This is a genomic window from Paenibacillus sp. 7541 (assembly GCF_002276395.1).
GTDB classification, from domain to species: domain Bacteria; phylum Bacillota; class Bacilli; order Paenibacillales; family Paenibacillaceae; genus Paenibacillus_AQ; species Paenibacillus_AQ campinasensis.
In genome coordinates this window covers 32633-51858 of the sequence record NZ_NQLZ01000024.1, presented here as the reverse complement: position 1 = coordinate 51858, position 19226 = coordinate 32633, and the positions used below count along the sequence as shown (strand labels likewise).

Here is a 19226-nt window from a genome sequence, read left to right as displayed (position 1 = left end):
GCCGGCTTGCTAAAGTCAAGCCGGCACTTTACTGAAAGGTTATGATAATTTCCGGTGTTTTCCAGCCAAATATATAACCGCCCTGTTAAGGGGCGGTGTCGGAACCGAGGGCGAATGGCCCGATGCGTGAATCCTTTGTTATATAGATTCTAATCGATTTATTCAAATGCAAAAATATATGCCTTGTCACAGGCATTAGTATTAATCCAGCTATTGTCTTATTTCCCCAATATTCAAGCAACCAAGCAGCCTTTTTCTTAACTGCATTTTGCTCTCTAAGAATATTAACCCTTCTTGCATCTACTCTGTTCCTAAATTCTCCTGGTAATAAATGAGCTACAATTTCTCGAGTTTTCCGTCACTTAGCATGTTGAAATGTATCGATTGAGCAAACTCCCTGGAAATCCTTCTTAGCGATCAAGGGGGAATGCCCACTGTTAAACATGCTGTGTTATCGATTTTTTTTATTCACTGCTTTTCATTATTCCAATTTTTTTAATATTAATGATTATCGATAAAATACAATTGATAGCGGTAAGACCTATCCACATATATACTGAATATGACATCCATACCCCTATCATTACATAGTTATAGTTTAATAGATAAGGCCAGATCATGACCAATACCAAAAGCATAATGCTTAAGATTAGTGCGATCCTACTTCCTGTCATTATTTTTTTGAAACTTGTCTTTTCCTCTTTAATGTTTACTTGTATTCCTCTAAAGAGTTTAATTACTTGGGCACATAAGATCGCGACGGCTATGATTACTAAGAATGAAAATACCAAATCAATTAATAGATACACATCAGCATAATTAAATTTATGCATGTGATTTCCATTCATATTCTCATATAGGTTATTAGCAATTAGCGATGGTGCAGATGAATTCAAGTTAGCCAGAACAAATATGGCCTGCTGCTTTTCTAAATGAATCATAACGTGCGAGGAATAATTAGGATTACTTCCACTATGACTAACAACTCTTTTTTTCGTATCAATACTCCATCCGAAGGAATCGTATTGATTTTCATCTTCGTATCCCGCCGTTTTGATGTCGACTTGATGAGATTGTTGTATCGCTTTCCATAAATGATCTGGTATGTCGCCTATCCCCATTTGGGCATTAATCCAGCGTTCTAAATCTTTTGAATTCGTCACCAAATATCCTGCTGCGATATTCCCATAATATCTAGGGGCATCATATTCTAAGCTTCTTCCAAAAAACACACGATATCCTTTGGTAAGCTTATCAGATTCCTTCTCCTGACCTGTTGAAAAATAACTGTCCGTCATTTTTAATGGAACGAGTATATTTTCAGTTACATAATCCTGATAACTATCACCTGTAACTTGTTCAATAATCATCGCTAAAACATCATAATTCACGGTTGCATAATTATGTTCAGTCCCAGGGTATGTATCTAATGCTATGTTTGAAATATTAAGTATGGTCTTTTCAAGCATATTCTCTGTTGTGCCTTCAGGAATTAACCGAATACTCCATGACGGAATTCCACTTGTATGTGCTAACAACTGATGAATCGTAATATTAACCTTCTCACCCTTAAAGGTTGGCTCAAACCAAGGAATATAATCTGAAACATTGTCTGAGTAAGATAAGTACCCCTCATCTGCTAACAAAATGACGGCCAAAGCCGTAAACGCCTTAGTAGTCGATCCCAATTCAAACAATGATTCTTCAGTAACCATTTTATGATTATTAACATCTGCATATCCGTAGACGTTATATTCTGTCTCGCCCTGCTCTGATACTACTATAGCCACTCCTGGAGTCGCTGATTTGGCCATTATAGTTTCCACCATATGATCCTCATCATCATAATTTCCTGCTTTAATCAAAGTTCCGAGTTCATTCCAACACGCTATAGTAGTAATGATTGCGATAAGTAGGATGACACATACTGTTAATGTGCTTGTTGTACTTAGTATTTTCTTCAATGTGGTTCTCCCTAATTGTAATCTTTCCACTCATCAGATTTCATGCCATAAATCATTCTATCCAGATATTTACCATTGATATATTCATAATCCCTAAGAGTACCTTCATGTTTGAATCCTAGTTTCTCTGGAATGACCGAGGAGTGTATGCGACGACGCGTTTTACGATTCTTTTTTTATCATTTTTTCAACATTTTCACTTGTGATGTACAACCACCTAACTCCACTCATTCTATCCCTCCCTGTTTCTTCGAGAATTATCTTGTGCTGATTTCCGATAACGTTATTGTATTCACGAAACGATCCAGCCTTTAATAGATCTTATCTTAGGCTGGATCGTTTGTTGTCCTGAGCTTCTTCCATGATTATAGACCTGACAACCGAGGGGCATAGCCCAGATGCGTGAATACGGTGTTATACGAACCGGAAGGAGGTGACGCACACCCTCCGAAATGCCGATAAACCCTTATGTATCAAGGGATTATGGCGTTTGTAAAACAATCCCAATCAACTGCAAATATCCCGGTTTTTCGTGAAAGTTATACGAAACCGTATATCCCGTAGTTATACGAAACCCTCCCTCCTACTTCGTATATCCGTTTTGGTTCGCATAACTTCATAAGGAGGATATGCGAAGTGCAAAACCAAGATCACTTCATTATGAACGTCAATTGGAACGATGCTGTGCAGTTCTTTCTTCAGGATTGCAAATCTCGAAACTTAACCAAGGAGAGTATTCGTCGTTACCGCAACGGTTTGGAAAAGTTCCACCAGCATCTGGTTACTCAAAAATTGCAATGGTCTGATCTGGCACCCACAATCCTTACCCATTACATCATACCGAGCATGCTGGAAGAAGGTCTTTCGCTTCGGACAGTCAATTGCAATCTATGCATTTACAAGGAGTTTTTCAAGTTTCTCTACGAAGAAGGACTGGCAAAGGCCAATATTGGAATGGGGTTAAAGCCGTTTAAGCTTGAACCTTCTATGGCTCATACCTTTACGGATAAGCATTTGCATCGATTGCTTTCCCAACCGGATCGGGCTACCTTTACCGGCTTTCGCAATTATGTCATGATGCTGACGCTGCTTGACACCGGAATCCGACTGAAAGAATTGGCTGGTCTTCAAATCACGGATTTTTTACCGGAAGAAGGCGTACTCCGAGTCCAGCAAGCCAAAGGCAGGAAAGCTCGACTGGTCCCGATTCAACGTGTTGCCGCCGATGCCCTGCAACGCTATTTACTTGAGCGAGGGGCATTGAGTCACAATTATATTTGGGTCACCTTGGAGAATGAACCTTTTCGAGCTGGCGGCATCCGAATCATGATTTCCCGCTATTGCGATACGGCCAAGATTAAAGGCATTCAATGTTCTTGTCATACGTTCCGACATACGTTCGCCAAAAAATACATCTTGAATGGCGGCGACATGTTCACGCTAAAAAGCATCTTGGGGCACGAACGAATCGAAACCACTGAAATGTATGTGGAACTGTTTGCGCGTGACTTGAACATCCAGCACGAGAAGTTTAGCCCGATCGAACATTTGACCGATGAACTCTCCTTTTATATGGAGGAAAGCGAGGTGCAAGTTTAATGAGCACCAAGCGTCGGCAAAATATTCTCACCAGTGTAGAACACTCAAGCACCGTAAAGCAGCAATTGAGCTTCGACGATCTGCTTCAATCATTTATTCTCGACTGCAAGGCCAAAAACCTTTCGCCATTGACACTTCGTTTTTACCAGGACAGTGTCCGTCAAATGAAAGAAGCTTTTCAGGAGCAACAAGTCCCACTGGATATGTATACGATATCGGTCCGCGACATTAAGAATTATTTTATTGCTTACCTCTTCGATCAGGGGAAATCGGACAATACGGTGAACGGACGAATTAAAGCTGTGAAGCAGTTTTTGAAGTATTTGTACGAGGAAGGCTGGCTCAACCAAAACATCGCCGAAGAGCTTCATGTGGTCAAAGCTGAAAAACTTATGCTGCAAACCTTTACCAAAGAGCAAGTCGCCGCTTTGCTGGAACAACCGGATCGAAAAACGTTTACCGGCTACCGCGATTTTACGATGATGACGGTACTTCTGGAAACGGGTATGCGCATCAGTGAGCTTTGCCATTTAAAAATAAGTGATATTTTCTTCAGAGAAAAGGAAATTCGGATTACGAGAGGAAAGGGCGGCAGAGCGCGGAGAGTACCCTTTCAACAAACATGCGCCAAAATCATTCGCCGTTATTTGGACATCAGGGGCGATCTGGAGACGGACGCCTTGTTCGTCAACATCAATGATGAGTCGATCAGTACTCGCGCATTGCAAGATAAAATGAAAGCTTACGGTCACGCCGCAAACATTTCGGGAGTCAGGGTTTCTCCTCATACGTTCCGGCACACGATGGCGAAGTTTTACATTTTGAACGGAGGCGATCCGTTCACTCTGCGGCGCATTTTGGGACATGCCACCCTCGGTATGGTCGATTACTATGTCGAGTTATTCAGCAGCGATATCAAGCAGCAACATAAAAAATATAGCCCGGTGGAAAACATGAAACGCATCATCTAAAATGGCAATGAGAAGGCAAAAAAGGCACTTATACAAATCGTGCCTTCTCATTTCTTGATTACAACACTCTTCCCTTGTACAAATGCCGCATAGGAGAAGATTTCGTATGCTTGGACCGCATTTCTGGCCGCCACAGATTAACATAGCGTTTTACCATATCTTGTGACGTGTGGCCAAGTATGTCCTGTAAGCTATAAGGATCTCCGTCATTTAAAATATACATCTTGGCAAACGTATGCCTAAGCGTATGCGGACTCACGCGTACGCCCGTAATGCCTGCGTCTTCACCATATTTACGAAGTGAAGACTGAAACGCACGCACGCCCAGTGAACGCCCGTCTAATGTAACAAAGAAATACTGTGAGGACAAATTCCCTCTTGCTTTGATATACCGGATGAGCAACTTACGAACGTCATCACAGAACGGGATGTCCCTCGGCTTCTTGCTTTTTCCAATGACCCCGAGGAGCTGACTCTCCTTAATGTCCACCTGATTGATTTTCAGCTTGGTCAGTTCCCCGACGCGCAAGCCACAATCCAAAATGAGGGATAACATAACGAAATCTCGAAATCCCGTAAACGTGCTTTGATCTGGTTGCTTAAGCAATGCCACCACCTGCTCCTCAGTAAATGATGGTATAGTAGGTCGGTGGCCTTTTCGCAATTTTAAGTATTCCGCCGGATTATAAGGAATCCAACCTTCATCGAACAAAAACTGATAAAATCGCTTAATCGCTTTAATTCGGTTATTGATGGTGTTAAGTTTATAGCCTTTTTCCTCTACCATAACCATGATAAAATGATTCCGTAAAAAATCCGGCGTCACATCATAAATTTCTGCTTCAACTTCCTGCTCCTGCAAAATTCGCTGATAGCTTCTCAGACTGCTTTGCTCGAATTTGATGGTATCGTCACTTGATGTTTCCGCTCTACGAGCCTGAAGGAAAAGCTTGACCGCCTCTTCCCAAGTTAACCGGTAGCCAGAACTTGAGAATGACGCTACGTCATATAGCTCATTGCTGCGCCTCGTATTTCCAGAATCACTTTTGCGAAAAAGGCTGACAACATTTCCATTCATCCGTATCCCCTCCAATCTTGTATGGGTCAGCTTCCTAAAAAATGAACGAAGACAAAACACCCGTCTATTATCTATTTCATTTACAATAAAAAATCGGACCCTTTTGGGCGGAATACGGCTCCCCTTCGTCTTATTATCACGATCAGTGTAATAAGAGTTAAGCAGACCAACAATTGTGCGAATCAAGAAGTCAGGTCTGAAACGACATCCTATTCCTTCATGGTTTTGCTTTTGATAAGAGTAAACTCTTTTTCCGTAATCAGTGACCGAGCTAATTCGACTCATCATAAGCCCCCGTTTGGTTCATTACAACTAAAATAGAGATGCGACAAAGACCGATCACCTTATACGCATCTCTGTTCTTCCTTGTTTTGGTTGTATCGCATAAATCCAATTCCAACGGTCGGTGGTTAACGGCCTCATAGGTATACTCTCCCAGGATCGCTGCAAGCCGCCCTCATTGCGTGATCTGCCTAAAAGCAGAGCTGTGACAGGACGGAAGTATCATTATCCCCCCCGCATGGGTCATCGCCTTAAATGGAACCACCAATTATTATTGCACGGACAAACACTGCTCTTACCCTGCTACTTCAAACACAGATCGAAAGAACAAGCAGAGTGGTCTTGGCGTACCTGCAATTTGACTTTCCTAGACATGCGGGGAACGTACTGGAATGGATGATCTTTAATTTTCAAGGTACGGAAAAACAGCAGGGGACATACCCCTCTATCATTCGTTTCATTTTGAGGTCAAGATCGGCCTTACTGCGAAAAAATAAATAGGAGAGGATAGAAAGCTCTTGGTACAGAGATTAGTAATCTCCGGCAGCGTGAGCAATAATGATGGCGTGGTGATTACATTATGAAAAGAAATGGTCCAAACAAGAGAGGTGCTGAGCTTTGTCAGAAAGCTTGAAAAAATGATGAATCAATTTGAGGGAAAAGATCGTGAAGTATTTCGAGATATCATCATTCGCATACGCCGAAAGTTAATCTCGGTTACAGAAAAGATGGGATGTATCTGTTGCCGAAAAAAATCAAGAATAACCGCCCTTCTAGAGAGCAAATGCCATTCCTTCAATTAAAGACTTTACTCCCTATCTCCTCAAACATGTGGAGGTGACAGTTGAGTCTTGTATAAATCAAGAGAATCGCCGAAAAGCGAACGTGTACTGTTGAACAAAGGAAGTAAGGAACCTTCCTAATTTGGCATATGTGCTAGGATTCTGTTATGATCGCTATCTAGGCCTTGATTTATTTGTCCATGTACAGAAGCATTAAAACCAGTCTTGATTAACTTATAAATAAAAATACATCAATCACGATTAAAATACCGCTTACCATTATAATCATTGCAGAATAAAAATACATCTAGTTTGAATGGAAACCAGGCTCCACTTTCACATCTTACATCATCCTCTTCAAAATTAATAACCTGTTCGATCGTTCGTTGTGTTAAATACAAGTGCAGTATTATGAGCAAGCATTATTGATAGGTTGTATCGTCCTCTTTCCAACGAATAATCGTCTGCCGTGAAACGCAAAGGAGGTAAAGGGCATGCGGTATAGAAATTGATCGGAAGGCCCAATCCCCGATGATGGCGTGTTTCAGGGTCATTTAACGTTCTGACTGATGTATAATTTCGTGTTGTCGTCACTGCCGAGGGGCCGCCGGAGAGCAGCCCTTTTTCGCAGTAAATAATTAAAGTGACATCACGAATGAAGGTATCAGACATATCGAGATGTGTAAAACCTCTGCAGTCCTCTATTTATTTAACCCAGGAGACACCCTGCTGATTAAACTTTCCGTTTCTGAAATGAGCTCATGTAAGATATCAAGGGCTTGACTTGTACTGTCTTTCTTTGTCGAAAGGAATGAAAAAACTCGGTCTACTCTTTCCTTATATTTTGAAGGTTTCACACCAAAGCCATCAATCATGCGAACCGCCTTTTTTTCGTTAATACAATATTGTTTATTCACTGCAAACAATACCTGATTAAGACATGAAATCGTGCGAAAGACGTGACCCGCAACATAGGAAATGTCATCTTTATCTGCATTATCCTTCGCAAACATATAAGAAAAGGATGCTTCAAACATGAAAAAACGGGTCAAGGCATTTTGTAATGATTTCGGATAAGGCACCGTTTTTGCTTTAAGTTTAGCAATTTGATTTGTTGGATCAAACAATGGTCTACAAATGGATATTTCCCCCATATACATAACATTAAGGTAAGCGTGTGGATGCCCCGTATGATAATGAGACGAAATTTTACCTACTAAACAATCATCAATGACTTGTGAAACTCTTCTTATATCGCGATAAATTAAATCTACATGGAATCCTTGAACAACAATCCACCCACCACCATTGATCCAAGAACCCCAATCACCCAGGGCTGTAACCAAATTCTCTCTGTGGTCATCGTCCAATTTTGTTGCAGCTTTGTTAATTGCTGCGATATCCAGACTGGCAGCATCCTCATAATAGATCCCAATATCGATATCTGAATGAGAATGGTGGGTTCCCCTTGCTCTCGAACCGCCCAAAACGACTCCGACTATACCGTTTATCCCTTCGAGTTCTTGGCAGATTTGGTCAATAACGACTTGGACATTCATCAACATTCCCAACCCCTTTGTTAACTTTCTTCCTCCAAACTTCCATAAATCATTTCGTTATCGCTGTGTTGGATCATGTAACAAGTCCACAGTAAGAAATGAGCGCATGTCCGTAGCCGGAACAAATGAAATTAAAGCGTCACAGAGTCTATTATGAATAGGAACCTCATGGGACAACTGCAACATGATCCCAATGATTTCAATCCTATCTTGACCAACCTTTTAAGCAAATCCTTGCTCTGCCGCATAATTCCCCCAGTGAGGCTGGCTGCCATCCCGATCGGTGAAACCGTACTCTTCGGACAACGACCAGGTACTGAGTGCCTGTCCGGATTTTTGCGCCACCTGCGGATCTGAAGCCAAAGCCACAACCGCTCTGCCTATATATGTCGGAGTTTCGGACATGAGAAAATGTGGATCTTGCTTCCCGGCTTCCCTCCAATTGTTTTCGGTTACGCCGAAATGATCCAGCATAGCCTCCGAGCGCAGGAATCCTGGAGTTAGAGCCAATGCCGTCACGTTATGGGGACGCAGCTCAGCCGACATCGACTGGGCAAGATGGATGACCGAGCTTTTGGCCAGGCTGTAGTACAGATTGCCCCGATACCGGTAATCGGTCCCATCGGTTATCTCGATAAGCAAACCTTGTTTTCTTGCAACCATTAACGGCACTCCATAATAGCTTGTAATCATGTGGGAATGTACCGCTCGCCGCTGCATAAGCAAACCATTATCCAGTGAATGCTCCCAAAATGACGTGTTCCACTCGGTTAAAGGGTCTCCGCCCCATATATCATTGACCAGAATATCAAGTTGTCCATCCTGCTCACTCCGGATCCGTTCGAATAGCGCTTTGACCTCTTTCTCCACGGTGTGGTCAACCCGCACTGCTATCCCGTTGCCTCCCGCTTCGGTTACCAGTTCCGCCGTTTCATCGATCGTTTCCTTACGGTTCATGTTGGATAGTTGTCCTCTAGTACTGCGTCCTGTACAATAGACCGTTGCCCCTGCTTCTCCTAGTGAAACAGCAATGCCACGCCCGGCTCCCCGGGTTGCTCCAGCCACAACGGCCACTTTTCCCTGCAATGGTTTCAAAGAAATCAGCTCCTTACTATAGAGTCTCTCCAACTGTCTTCTGTTCTACTTAATCGTAACAAATTAATATGACATCTACTGTCATAATACTGAAGAGAAATCCTCTTTAACTTCCGCTCTTGCTCTTTCAAAGATCAAACGTAACCACTATCGATTTAAGCAACGTTCATTATGTTTGAAGCCCCAATCACACATGAACGATAACACAGTGCCCAAAGTTCGTCCGTAGTCTGTTAATGAATACTCAACCTTAGGAGGGATCTCTTGATAAATGACCCTTTTAATTAGGCCATCCCGTTCAAGCTCGCGCAATTGATTGGTCAGCATTCCCTGACTGACATCTTGAATCGTTCTCTTCAGTTCTCCGAATCGCATCGTTCCTTCATGAAACAATATAAACAAGATAAGGGGCTTCCACTTACCACCAATGACCTTTAAGGTTGTAACGATTCCCGTAATGTCTACCGGCAAATTATTCATACAGATAGGTCCACCTCCACTTCTACTTCATTATAATTATAAAAAGAAGTCTAGTGGAAAGTTTTTTCCTGTACCTGTTCATTCGCAATTTGCCGAGCATTCTGTTCCGGATTTCCCTCGATCATTTTTAATCCGACCATTCCTGCAAAAATTAAAGCTAAAAAGATAAACTTCTGCAAGGAAGGCTTCTCACCAAGAGCTATGATTCCCACTATCGCCACTCCGAGCGTACCTGTCCCGACCCATATCGCATACGCTGTGCCGACAGGTAACGATCTTAGTGCTAGAGTCAGCAAATAAAGACTGATACCTGCAGTCGAAATGCCAATGATACTGGGCCATAGTCTCGTGAGGCCAGATGATTGTTTTAATGCAATCGCCCATACGATTTCCAATAAGCCGGCGATAATCAGTAGTATCCAAGCCGTCATACTGCGTATCCACCATCAACGGCAAATGCCGAGCCTGTAATAAACCTCCCGGTTTGTCCGGCTAAATGCAGTGCCATGGAAGCAATATCGTCTGTGGTGCCGTAATGCCCTAGAGCAGTGAGACTTTTCTCTCCTTCCGAACCTTCGCCGTCCGCCGGATTCATATCCGTGTCAATCGGTCCCGGATGTATGACATTCACCGTAATGCCAAGCGGACCGAGGTCTCTTGCAAGGCCTTTCGTTAATCCGGTAAGAGCGGATTTGCTCATGGAGTAAAGACTAAATCCGGGACCTGGGACTCGATCCGCCAGACAGCTTCCAATACTGATGATACGCCCCCCAACACTCATATACGGAACAGCAGTCTGAATGGCGACAAACACCGCTTTGGCATGAATCGCCATCGTTCGATCGAATTCGTCTGCAGATACATGTTCAATGGGTCCAAAAGGAAATATGCCCGCATTATTTACCAAGATATCGAGCTTTCCGAATGTTTCAGCAACACGTTTCACGGCCTGCTCCACATCAGCAGATATTGCGCTGTCTGCTTGGATGGCAAGGCCGCGTCGACCGACTGACTCCATGTCCGCTAATACCTCGTCTGCCTTTGTCCGAGAATTTACGTAGGTTATGGCCACATCCGCCCCTGCCCTGACCAGCTTTCTGGCAATCGCTGCTCCAATTCCACGGCTGCCTCCCGTAACGAGTGCCACTTTACCAGCTAATGAGTTCATCATCCCTTACCCCTCCAAAAAATATGATGTAAATCTTGATTACGATTATCGTTGGTCTTTGCAATTTTGAAAAGTACGCTCTTTTTTCGTACTAGGTACGGTTTTTCGTACAATTAGGTGTTATAAGTGAGAGGAACGTGATTGTGAAATTTATTTCAATTACTTTTGGCAATTAGAGTCTGATTTTACCAAACGCTGTGTCACGACGTGTTCTTTGATCATAGCTAAATAACCATACCGCCAACAACAGGGCGGCCAATGCCATGAGTAGGCTGGACCAGCCTAGATCATCTACAGAGGAGCTATTAATTACCCATCCTCCAATTCCGGAGCCGAGCGCGAAGCCAAATTGAATAAACGACGTATTGATGCTGAGTGCAATATCCGGCGATTGTTTCACCTGGGTAACCAAATATAATTGCTGGGCCGGGGAAGTCATCCATGTTGCCGCCATCCATACCATGATCAAGGGGATGACAACATAGATCAAGCTATTGGTCCAGGCCAGCAGTAGCAGCGTTCCAGCCTGAAAGGAAAGTCCGGCATAGATGGTGAACTTGGGCCCCCTCCTATCCGCTACACCCCCTCCGAATCTTGAACCGATAAAACTGCAAATTCCTGCCAATAACAGAATGGTGGACAGCCCCGTCGCCGAGAGATCGAAATTTGATTGCAGGAATGGTGTTATATACGTAAATAGTGCGGAGTAACCACCGATATAAAAAAGCGTTATAAAAACCGCCAAAACAATCTTTTTATCCTTCAAAACAGACAGCTGCATGCCGAGCGTCACGGCTCGTTGCTCTGCAATGGTAGGAACTCTGGTGTAGACAGCAATCATAGGGATCGCAGCTAGCAGGCCAACGATGATGAATAGGCTTCTCCATCCTAGCGCTTCGCTTAAAAACGTGCCAACAGGTACGCCGAGAACGAGTGAACTGCTAAGTCCCATCAAGATCGTGCCAATCGCTCGCCCTCGATTCCGCTCATCGACCAGACGCGTAGCGACAGCCATGGCGATAACAGTGGCTGCACCTCCACTAAGCCCTTGGATCACCCGTGTCAACAGCATCAGCTCAATCGAAGGACTAAAATATACCAGGATACTGCTAAAAATAAAAATTCCGAGCATGACAATAAGCATTTTCTTACGGTCCACTCGGATCGTTGCTGCGATCAAGATGGGGGAACCGACCGCAGCTGAGAGGGCGAATGCCGTGACGAGCATCCCAGCAGCAGAAGTTGTAATTCCGAGATCACTCGCTACTAAGGGAAGAATGCCGCTGATGATGTATTCAACAGTACCGATAAGAAACACCGCCAGCGCAAGCAAATTAACGATCCACTTATTGCTCATGAGAGACCCTCTTGATCTACTATCGGAATTTGGATTTCGATCAGTTTAACCCCAGATTCCCCTGCCAAAGGTACATAGGTTTCTCTGCCAGGCAGATCGCCGCGAATAGTGCAGCCCCGCCGCTCAATCCATTCAGCAAGATATACACATGCCGTCTCCAAGTATACGGCATCAGAACGGAATAACAACGTGGTCAACGTCACCGGTGACAGGAAACGAAATTGTAGATGCTCAGGCAGCTTTAATGTTTCCGATCTCACGGCATATCCCACCTCGAGCTCAAACTCATGTGCCGCGCCACCGGATGCGTTCCACAACACTGTCTGCGGACCGGATAGAGCGGAACGGGTCCGGCTATCCAGCAGACGATCGAAAATCCCGAAAAGGTTTGGAATTTCGTCAACAGTTCCTACAGATGCGTAAGTGACCATTTGCATAGACTCAACCCGCTTCACAACGACCTCCAATTCTTTATCCATCTTCCCTTTATGTTCCAAAAGCTGCATACGCTCTTTGATCCGTGCAAGCCTAGATTGTTCCGTACTAAGCCGCTGCTCGATTTCGCTTTCTTTGAGCCTCAGCATACCACGAATCTGTTCAGCCGAAACGTCTTCTTGCAAAAGCTGTGCGATTTGCTGCAAACTAAATCCTAAATCCTTAAGAATGACGATTCGATTGACTCTTAATAATTGTTCCGCGTTGTAATACCGATACCCTGTCACCTCGTCCGTTGCGGCCGGCTTTAAAATGCCAATCTGATCGTAATAGCGCAGCGTTTGTAACGGTATACGACTCAGGTTGGAAAATTCGCTAATTTTAAACACTGTCCCACCTTCTTTCTTATTGATGAGTTAGAGTATACACCCTCAAGTCAGGTATAAAGTCAACGGTTTATCTGTTCCGAAGTGATGCGAATATGAAAGATTTCAGGATTACTTGACTGTGGAATGCTGTTGAAAAAGGTTCGAGCATTTATAAAAAATTCTCGGACTACCGTCTGCTTCAATCTTCAATACGATTCATTGAACTCGTTTTTTGGCATGTCTTCCGTCAAAGTGGATCGACCCCGATGTATGTGTAAACAAGCCTAGAGTAGTGTAAGGGAAGGTTTAACAGCCACGAATCGGTGCTGACTGGGGCATATTAGCATCTGCATGTTACTCCTGTTCCTGATCCTTATAAATATATCGAGACTGGTTTGATCAGAACAAAAGACAAGTATTTGAGCTATGCATATAAAGCTTTTGCAGAGTTAGTGAAATCAGTCGGTTCAAGCTCGCTGCAGGAAATTCAACTTTCAATCTGAAGATTCTAATCCAGTAGCCCAAGCTGTTCAATATAATGATAAAAACAAAGGTGACCCTCAAGGGAGTCAGATTTGAAGTATCCATCTTGCGGGTTATAGTCGGGTATTTTTCTAATGACAACACGGACGATTACCCATTGCCAACCTCTATACCGAATACAGTAATAAAGAAATCGCATCGACCTTCATGCTTTCCTTTGTTTTTAAGACTTATTCAAAACATGGCTGGCTACAGCAAGAAAAGCTTTTACGGCAGGAGAGGAAGCGGCAATCGAGGGGCAAGCAAGGGCGACAGTTCGCCAATGCTCCACATCCAAACGCCTGATTTGAAGGTTGGGTTGTGTCTTCAAAAACAGAGCAGGACCAATGGTAATACCAAGCCCTTCTTGTACCATATTGGCGATGGTATTGCAGTCCTTCACTTCGAAACGGATACAAGGCGCCACCTTCGCTTGCTGAAATATCTCTTGAACATGGGACTGGTACATTCCCGTCGGCATAATAAACGGTTCATCCTGCAAAGACCGAACCGGGACGACATCATCCTGGTTAAATTTATGTCCCTTGGAAAAAGCAACAACCATCTCGTCTTTCGCCAGCGGAATCCATTCGACGGCTGATTTCGCGTCTGGCTGTACGACGAACCCGATATCGATCACACCAGTAGATAACCATTCTATTATCTCTTCATACGTTCCCTCAAAAAAGCGAAACTCGATTTTAGGATGCTGCTTCTGAAAATTAGCCAGGATTTTGGGCAGCAAGCAGGCCGAAGCACTGGCAAACGTACCGATGCGGATCGTTCCAACCTCTAATTTCGCGGCTCGTGCGATCTCCTGCTGGATAATTTCCATTCGGTTTAGTATTTCCCTTATGTGAACAATCGTTCTTTGTCCTACCTCCGTAAGCAGTAGTCCATTCTTCCTATCCCGAATCAGCAACGTTGTAGACCATTCGGACTCCAAGTTAGCGATCGCATGGCTGACAGCTGATTGCGTCATATTCAATTGATCCGCGGCTTTTGTGAAACTCCCCAATTCAACCACTTTGGAAAACACTTCGAAACGGGCAATAGTCATGATCTTTTGCTCATCTCCTATATGAACAACATTAATTTTACTAATCTTAACACACTGTTTAAAATAAGGGCAGGATCATGAGAAGGGAAGAGAGATAATGAATCGATTCGCAATTTTTTTACTTGCATTAGGCGCGTTTGTAACGGGTACGGCCGAATTTGTCGTTTCCGGCATTTTAGAATTGATCGCGGAGGATCTGGATGTATCGATCGCCGCTGCCGGTCAATTAGTTACGTTTTTTTCGCTTTCTTATGCTTTCGGGGCTCTTTTTCTAGTCATGCTGACAGCCAAGTTTGAACGTAAACGAGTGTTACTATTCGCCATGCTTACATTTATAGCGGGCAACCTGATCGCATTCTTTAGCAGTTATTTCGGCCTCCTGATGTTTTCACGTATTGTCTTAGCGATGAGCGGCGGGCTGTATATCGTCATTGCCACACATTATGCAGCCAGGCTTGCACAACCGGATAAACGTGGTAACGCAATCGCCATCGTGATGACGGGCTTTTCGGTATCTTTGGTGCTCGGGGTGCCGTTCGGAACGCTGATGGCTGCCTATATGGACTGGCGATACATTTATTTAACGATTGCGGTCATAACGCTGGTCACCTTCCTTTTGCTTTATCGATTCATTCCGAAGCTGGATGGAACTGAACCTACGCCATGGAGACAGCAATTGCATTTGCTGCGAAGCAAACCTTTGATTACGGGTTTGTTGATCACTGTGTTCTGGATTCTCGGTTACACGATGATATTTGCCTATATTGGTCCATTTCTGGCCCGTTTGGCTGGCTTTTCTATCGAAGGGATCAGTACGGCGTTGTTCGTTCTAGGTGTGTTTGCCTTTATCGGGGCGCGGTTCGGCGGGTATGCCGTGGATAAGTGGGGGCCCGTTCGCACGATATTTATAAGTCTGCTGTTACATGCGGCAGCCTTGATTGCACTTTCGGTGATGCAGGGGACATCGCTCGGTGTCTTCGTGATCTTGATGATCTGGGGAGCAGCGGCATGGACGACCACGCCTGCCAGCCAGTTTTATTTGATCTCATTAAGGCCGCAAGCCTCGGAAACCGTCTTAAGCTTTAATACGGCATTGATGAATATCGGGATGACAGCAGGTGCCGCTCTGGGAGGTGTAGTGATTGACAACGTATCCGTGCTGCATCTGGGTTGGCTAAGCGGAATGGTTGTCCTCATTGCGTTAGCTACAGCGATATATTCATTTACTTCGCGTGAGAAACAGCCCTGCAACTATGATGACACGCTTACCCAGATAGCTTGCGATAAATGAGCGATTGACGTTATCGGTTCCATCGCTCATTTATTTAACGTTGCCACTGGTTAAGAAGATCTTACCTTGATAGTATTCGAAGCTTGAAGCAACACGCACCGCTTCTTTGATGTCCATTAGATTAAAGTGAGATGCGGGTTTCATAAGTGTCAGTTTTTTATCAGCGATCAACGAAATGAGATGCGATAATGTTTCTTGCCACGTCTGTACGGATACTTGTTGGTTCCAATGTCGCAAATGAAACATCTTAACGTTGACTTTGGCTTTACTTGTAATGTCTGCCCAGTTGACTTGCGCGCCTGATAAAAGTCCAATGCTTAAACAAATTCCGTTGGGCCGCACGCAAAAAGCCAGCTCTGTGCCCGATGACCCGCCGACGGAATCAATTGCAGCAGTTGCGCCAACCCCTTTCGTCAACTCCATCACAGTTTCATGCAAGGACATGACGGCTGTATTGATCACAAAAGAAGCGCCGAGCCGCAGCAATTCCTCGGTATAAATGCCGCTCCTCGTAACGGCAATCAGCTGAAAACCGATGATCTTGGACAGCTGTGCGAATATGCGGCCAATGGAGGATCCGCAGGCGTTGACTATCACCACATCATCCGGTTTTAACGCTAATATTTCTTGGCAGGCAAGCCACGCAGTTAATGGATTGATATATGACTGAGCCGCTAAGTGAATCTCCATCGAATCGGGTATTGGAACAGCAAACGCTGCCGGTGTCTTCACATATTCCTGCCAAGTACCTTCCCCTCGCAGCGCCAGAACACGCTGGCCAACAAGTTGTCTACTGACGAACGGACCTACCTCCACGATTAAACCCACCCCTTCATAACCGGGGATCATTGGCAACGAGGTTCGGTGAGCATATGCCCCGCTAATAGGGATCAAGTCTGATGGATTAATCGGACGGGTGATCATGCGCACCAAGACTTCTCCGTCCCTTGGATCTTCAATGGTTTTGTTCTCGACTTTCAGGACATCTTGAGGAATTCCAAACTTACAGAATTTAATACATTTTGCTTTCATACATCCTCCTGGTCCTTGTTTATTTGAAATTTTTCTCGTCAAATAGTACCGATGTAAAAAATTTGCAGCGGTATACGGTTTTGTCGTTTCGATAAGTCCTGTATGCATAGTGAACAATGGGAACGTGAGGGGGATTTAGCTTTGGAGCTGTCGGTTGTTTTCAACCTCTAGCCAATAAGAAAGCAGATGGCTTAATTTTGCTTCGGTTTCTTTCAATTTTTTGATTTGTTCCTGCGTGTTTCTTAATTTTTCACTATACATCGATATTGCTTTCGGTGCGCATTGAGCGGGTGCCATCTCAAATATCTCGGTCGGCGAAGGTGAATCCGATGAACAGTTTAATATCGGACTAATTTCGTCTGTGCTGAAGCCGATATCCAGTAACAGCTGAATAGTCTTCACCCGTTCGATGTCCGATTGTTGATATTCGCGATATCCATTTTCCAAACGTTGCGGTTTTATGAGTTCTTTTTCTTCGTAATAGCGTAACGATCGAATGCTCACTTCCGTTTTCTCCGATAACTCTCCGATTCTCATCGTCTTCAATTCCTTTCTTATCCTGCTCTTTCTCCAAAAGAATTGGTATCTTCATTAGATGGTAAAGCATGACATTACGTCAGGGTCAAGATTCTGCTTTCGGGGATTGACCCTAACACGGTGTCATGTTTTAAGGTGAGTTTATCACAATTTCGTAAAGGGATGAAGACGATGAACAACTTGAATAGGAACACGGACCGAGCGGGGATACGAGAGTGGATGGGGCTTGCAGTGCTCACGCTGCCCGTTTTGATTCTCGCCATGGACATGACCGTTCTGTATATGGCGCTTCCGCATATCACCCAGGATTTGAATCCGAGCAGTATCCAGTCGTTATGGATTGTCGATATTTATGGGTTTATGGTAGCCGGTTTTTTAATGATGATGGGAAATTTGTGCGACCGCGTTGGACATCGAAAAATGCTCGTATTTGGGGCAATTTCGTTTTGTATCGCTTCACTGCTTGCAGCCTATTCCAATAGCACGGAAATGCTGATTGCAACTCGTGCTTTTTTGGGAGTCGCCGGTGCAGCCCTCATGCCTTCCACCCTTTCTTTAATAGGACATATGTTCAAACTAGAGAGGCAAAGAGGCATTGCGATAGGTATATGGATGAGTTCTTTTGCAGTGGGGACTATCATTGGTCCGATGGCAGGCGGGATCATGCTTGAATTCTTCTGGTGGGGATCGGTATTTCTGTTAGCAGTTCCTGTTACCATACTGCTGCTGGTATCCGCTCCGTTCTTACTTCCTGAATATCGGGGGGCGCTGACGGTTCGGCTAGATCTACCTAGTGTGATCCTATCATTGGCTTTTATTATGGCGCTCATCTTCGGAATCAAAAACATAGCCCAATCCGGATTGAATGCGCTCCCTCTGGTTTCGATTGTGGTCGGATTGCTGCTCGGTCTGATATTCGTACTTCGACAGAGGCGTTTGCCGAATCCGTTGATGGATTTGCAGTTGTTCCGACAGCGGCCGTTCAGTACTGCATTAGCCGTTTTGTTATTATGCAATTTGGCTATAGGCGGGGTTTATCTCTTTGCCACACAGTTTCTGCAGTTGGTGTTGGAATTATCACCCCTACAAGCCGGCTTATGGCTTCTCCCTTCTGCATTCGCTGTTATTTGCGGCTCGATGCTCGCCCCGAATCTCGCTCAGAAAATGAATCCGGGTTTCGTAGTCGGATCCGGATTGCTGGTCTCCGTGGTCGGATTTCTGTTCTTAAACGGGGTTAAAACGGAAGCCGGGTTGCCGTTGCTCATCACAAGTCTGGTCATTTCGTTCTTAGGAGTAGGTATGGTTCAGTCGCTCGGTGTAAATCTGGTTGTCGGGTCGGCACCGGCTGAAAAATCGGGTACAGCCTCTGCCTTATCTGAAATGAGTACGGAGCTTGGAATGGCACTTGGAGTTGCGGTATTAGGAAGTGTGGGCTCTGCTGTCATGGGAAGCACCAACATGTTAAACGCAACCCATGATTCCTTTACTTTCGGACTGCACGTAGTCGGTGCGACCAGCGCAGCAATTACATTTGGAATAGCTGTTATCACCTTTGCCGTTTTTCGGTATAAACATTGACCAGGGCAGACTCACCAAAGATCATTCATCCGCTTGAATGGCTTGGCTCATTTATACTATAATTTAAT

General features: G+C 44.4%; 16 protein-coding genes. 4 read left to right on the top strand and 12 right to left on the bottom strand.

Features of this window, described 5'->3' with window-relative positions; translation table 11 throughout:
* Positions 1–464: 464 nt before the first annotated feature.
* The gene (locus CHH75_RS15485) at positions 465–1994 is read right to left on the bottom strand and encodes a serine hydrolase domain-containing protein (protein WP_141235854.1); all 1530 of its coding nucleotides are present in this window, start codon (positions 1992–1994) and stop codon (positions 465–467) included.
* A gap of 606 nt (positions 1995–2600) precedes the next feature.
* On the opposite strand from CHH75_RS15485, the gene CHH75_RS15480 reads away from it, so the two are divergent.
* Positions 2601–3563 (top strand): tyrosine-type recombinase/integrase, encoded by a 963-nt coding sequence (locus CHH75_RS15480; RefSeq protein WP_244908292.1) that lies wholly within the window; start codon positions 2601–2603, stop codon positions 3561–3563.
* Complete coding sequence (locus CHH75_RS15475) at positions 3563–4534, top strand: tyrosine-type recombinase/integrase (RefSeq protein ID WP_095398607.1); 972 nt, start codon at positions 3563–3565, stop codon at positions 4532–4534. The genes CHH75_RS15480 and CHH75_RS15475 overlap by 1 nt, the downstream gene beginning before the upstream one ends.
* Before the next feature lie 58 nt (positions 4535–4592).
* Here the strand turns inward: CHH75_RS15475 and CHH75_RS15470 are convergent, their stop codons facing one another.
* From CHH75_RS15470 to CHH75_RS15430, 9 genes are all read right to left on the bottom strand, one after another.
* Positions 4593–5612, bottom strand: a complete 1020-nt coding sequence (locus CHH75_RS15470) for a tyrosine-type recombinase/integrase (RefSeq protein ID WP_095267452.1) — start codon at positions 5610–5612, stop codon at positions 4593–4595.
* Between the two features lie 1765 nt (positions 5613–7377).
* The gene (locus tag CHH75_RS15465; RefSeq protein WP_095398655.1) at positions 7378–8235 is read right to left on the bottom strand and encodes a nucleotidyltransferase domain-containing protein; all 858 of its coding nucleotides are present in this window, start codon (positions 8233–8235) and stop codon (positions 7378–7380) included.
* A gap of 222 nt (positions 8236–8457) precedes the next feature.
* Positions 8458–9330, bottom strand: a complete 873-nt coding sequence (locus CHH75_RS15460) for an SDR family oxidoreductase (protein ID WP_095267453.1) — start codon at positions 9328–9330, stop codon at positions 8458–8460.
* Between the two features lie 147 nt (positions 9331–9477).
* On the bottom strand, positions 9478–9810 hold the full coding sequence (locus CHH75_RS15455; RefSeq protein WP_095267454.1) for a winged helix-turn-helix transcriptional regulator: 333 nt from the start codon (positions 9808–9810) through the stop codon (positions 9478–9480).
* A 50-nt stretch (positions 9811–9860) separates the two neighbouring features.
* A complete protein-coding gene (locus CHH75_RS15450; protein WP_095267455.1) occupies positions 9861–10241 on the bottom strand; it encodes a DMT family transporter in 381 nt (126 codons plus the stop codon).
* Positions 10238–10981, bottom strand: coding sequence for an SDR family NAD(P)-dependent oxidoreductase (locus CHH75_RS15445; RefSeq protein WP_217989081.1), 744 nt, complete (start codon positions 10979–10981; stop codon positions 10238–10240). The genes CHH75_RS15450 and CHH75_RS15445 overlap by 4 nt, the downstream gene beginning before the upstream one ends.
* Before the next feature lie 169 nt (positions 10982–11150).
* Positions 11151–12335: an MFS transporter gene (locus CHH75_RS15440; protein WP_095267456.1), complete on the bottom strand. Its 1185-nt coding sequence runs from the start codon at positions 12333–12335 to the stop codon at positions 11151–11153.
* Positions 12332–13159, bottom strand: a complete 828-nt coding sequence (locus CHH75_RS15435) for a MerR family transcriptional regulator (protein ID WP_095267457.1) — start codon at positions 13157–13159, stop codon at positions 12332–12334. The genes CHH75_RS15440 and CHH75_RS15435 overlap by 4 nt, the downstream gene beginning before the upstream one ends.
* A 685-nt stretch (positions 13160–13844) precedes the next feature.
* Positions 13845–14720, bottom strand: coding sequence for a LysR family transcriptional regulator (locus CHH75_RS15430; RefSeq protein WP_095267458.1), 876 nt, complete (start codon positions 14718–14720; stop codon positions 13845–13847).
* 97 nt (positions 14721–14817) lie between these two features.
* Between CHH75_RS15430 and CHH75_RS15425 the strand changes: the two genes are divergently transcribed.
* Entirely contained in the window at positions 14818–16011 is a 1194-nt protein-coding gene (locus CHH75_RS15425; protein ID WP_095398606.1) for an MFS transporter, read from the top strand.
* Positions 16012–16041: 30 nt separating this feature from the next.
* On the opposite strand, the gene CHH75_RS15420 is transcribed toward CHH75_RS15425, so the two are convergent.
* Positions 16042–17043, bottom strand: coding sequence for a zinc-dependent alcohol dehydrogenase family protein (locus CHH75_RS15420; protein ID WP_095267460.1), 1002 nt, complete (start codon positions 17041–17043; stop codon positions 16042–16044).
* 135 nt (positions 17044–17178) lie between these two features.
* Positions 17179–17580 (bottom strand): MerR family transcriptional regulator, encoded by a 402-nt coding sequence (locus CHH75_RS15415; RefSeq protein ID WP_095267461.1) that lies wholly within the window; start codon positions 17578–17580, stop codon positions 17179–17181.
* Positions 17581–17751: 171 nt separating this feature from the next.
* On the opposite strand from CHH75_RS15415, the gene CHH75_RS15410 reads away from it, so the two are divergent.
* Positions 17752–19158: an MFS transporter gene (locus CHH75_RS15410; RefSeq protein WP_176475585.1), complete on the top strand. Its 1407-nt coding sequence runs from the start codon at positions 17752–17754 to the stop codon at positions 19156–19158.
* Positions 19159–19226: the final 68 nt, after the last annotated feature.

Coding starts and splice junctions, on each gene's coding strand:
- CHH75_RS15430 (WP_095267458.1), bottom strand. CDS start 14,720: ATGACTATTGCCCGTTTCGAAGTGTTTTCCAAAGTGGTTGAATTGGGG.
- CHH75_RS15470 (WP_095267452.1), bottom strand. CDS start 5,612: ATGAATGGAAATGTTGTCAGCCTTTTTCGCAAAAGTGATTCTGGAAAT.
- CHH75_RS15450 (WP_095267455.1), bottom strand. CDS start 10,241: ATGACGGCTTGGATACTACTGATTATCGCCGGCTTATTGGAAATCGTA.
- CHH75_RS15420 (WP_095267460.1), bottom strand. CDS start 17,043: ATGAAAGCAAAATGTATTAAATTCTGTAAGTTTGGAATTCCTCAAGAT.
- CHH75_RS15425 (WP_095398606.1), top strand. CDS start 14,818: ATGAATCGATTCGCAATTTTTTTACTTGCATTAGGCGCGTTTGTAACG.
- CHH75_RS15410 (WP_176475585.1), top strand. CDS start 17,752: ATGAACAACTTGAATAGGAACACGGACCGAGCGGGGATACGAGAGTGG.
- CHH75_RS15445 (WP_217989081.1), bottom strand. CDS start 10,981: ATGATGAACTCATTAGCTGGTAAAGTGGCACTCGTTACGGGAGGCAGC.
- CHH75_RS15475 (WP_095398607.1), top strand. CDS start 3,563: ATGAGCACCAAGCGTCGGCAAAATATTCTCACCAGTGTAGAACACTCA.
- CHH75_RS15465 (WP_095398655.1), bottom strand. CDS start 8,235: ATGAATGTCCAAGTCGTTATTGACCAAATCTGCCAAGAACTCGAAGGG.
- CHH75_RS15455 (WP_095267454.1), bottom strand. CDS start 9,810: ATGAATAATTTGCCGGTAGACATTACGGGAATCGTTACAACCTTAAAG.
- CHH75_RS15415 (WP_095267461.1), bottom strand. CDS start 17,580: ATGAGAATCGGAGAGTTATCGGAGAAAACGGAAGTGAGCATTCGATCG.
- CHH75_RS15440 (WP_095267456.1), bottom strand. CDS start 12,335: ATGAGCAATAAGTGGATCGTTAATTTGCTTGCGCTGGCGGTGTTTCTT.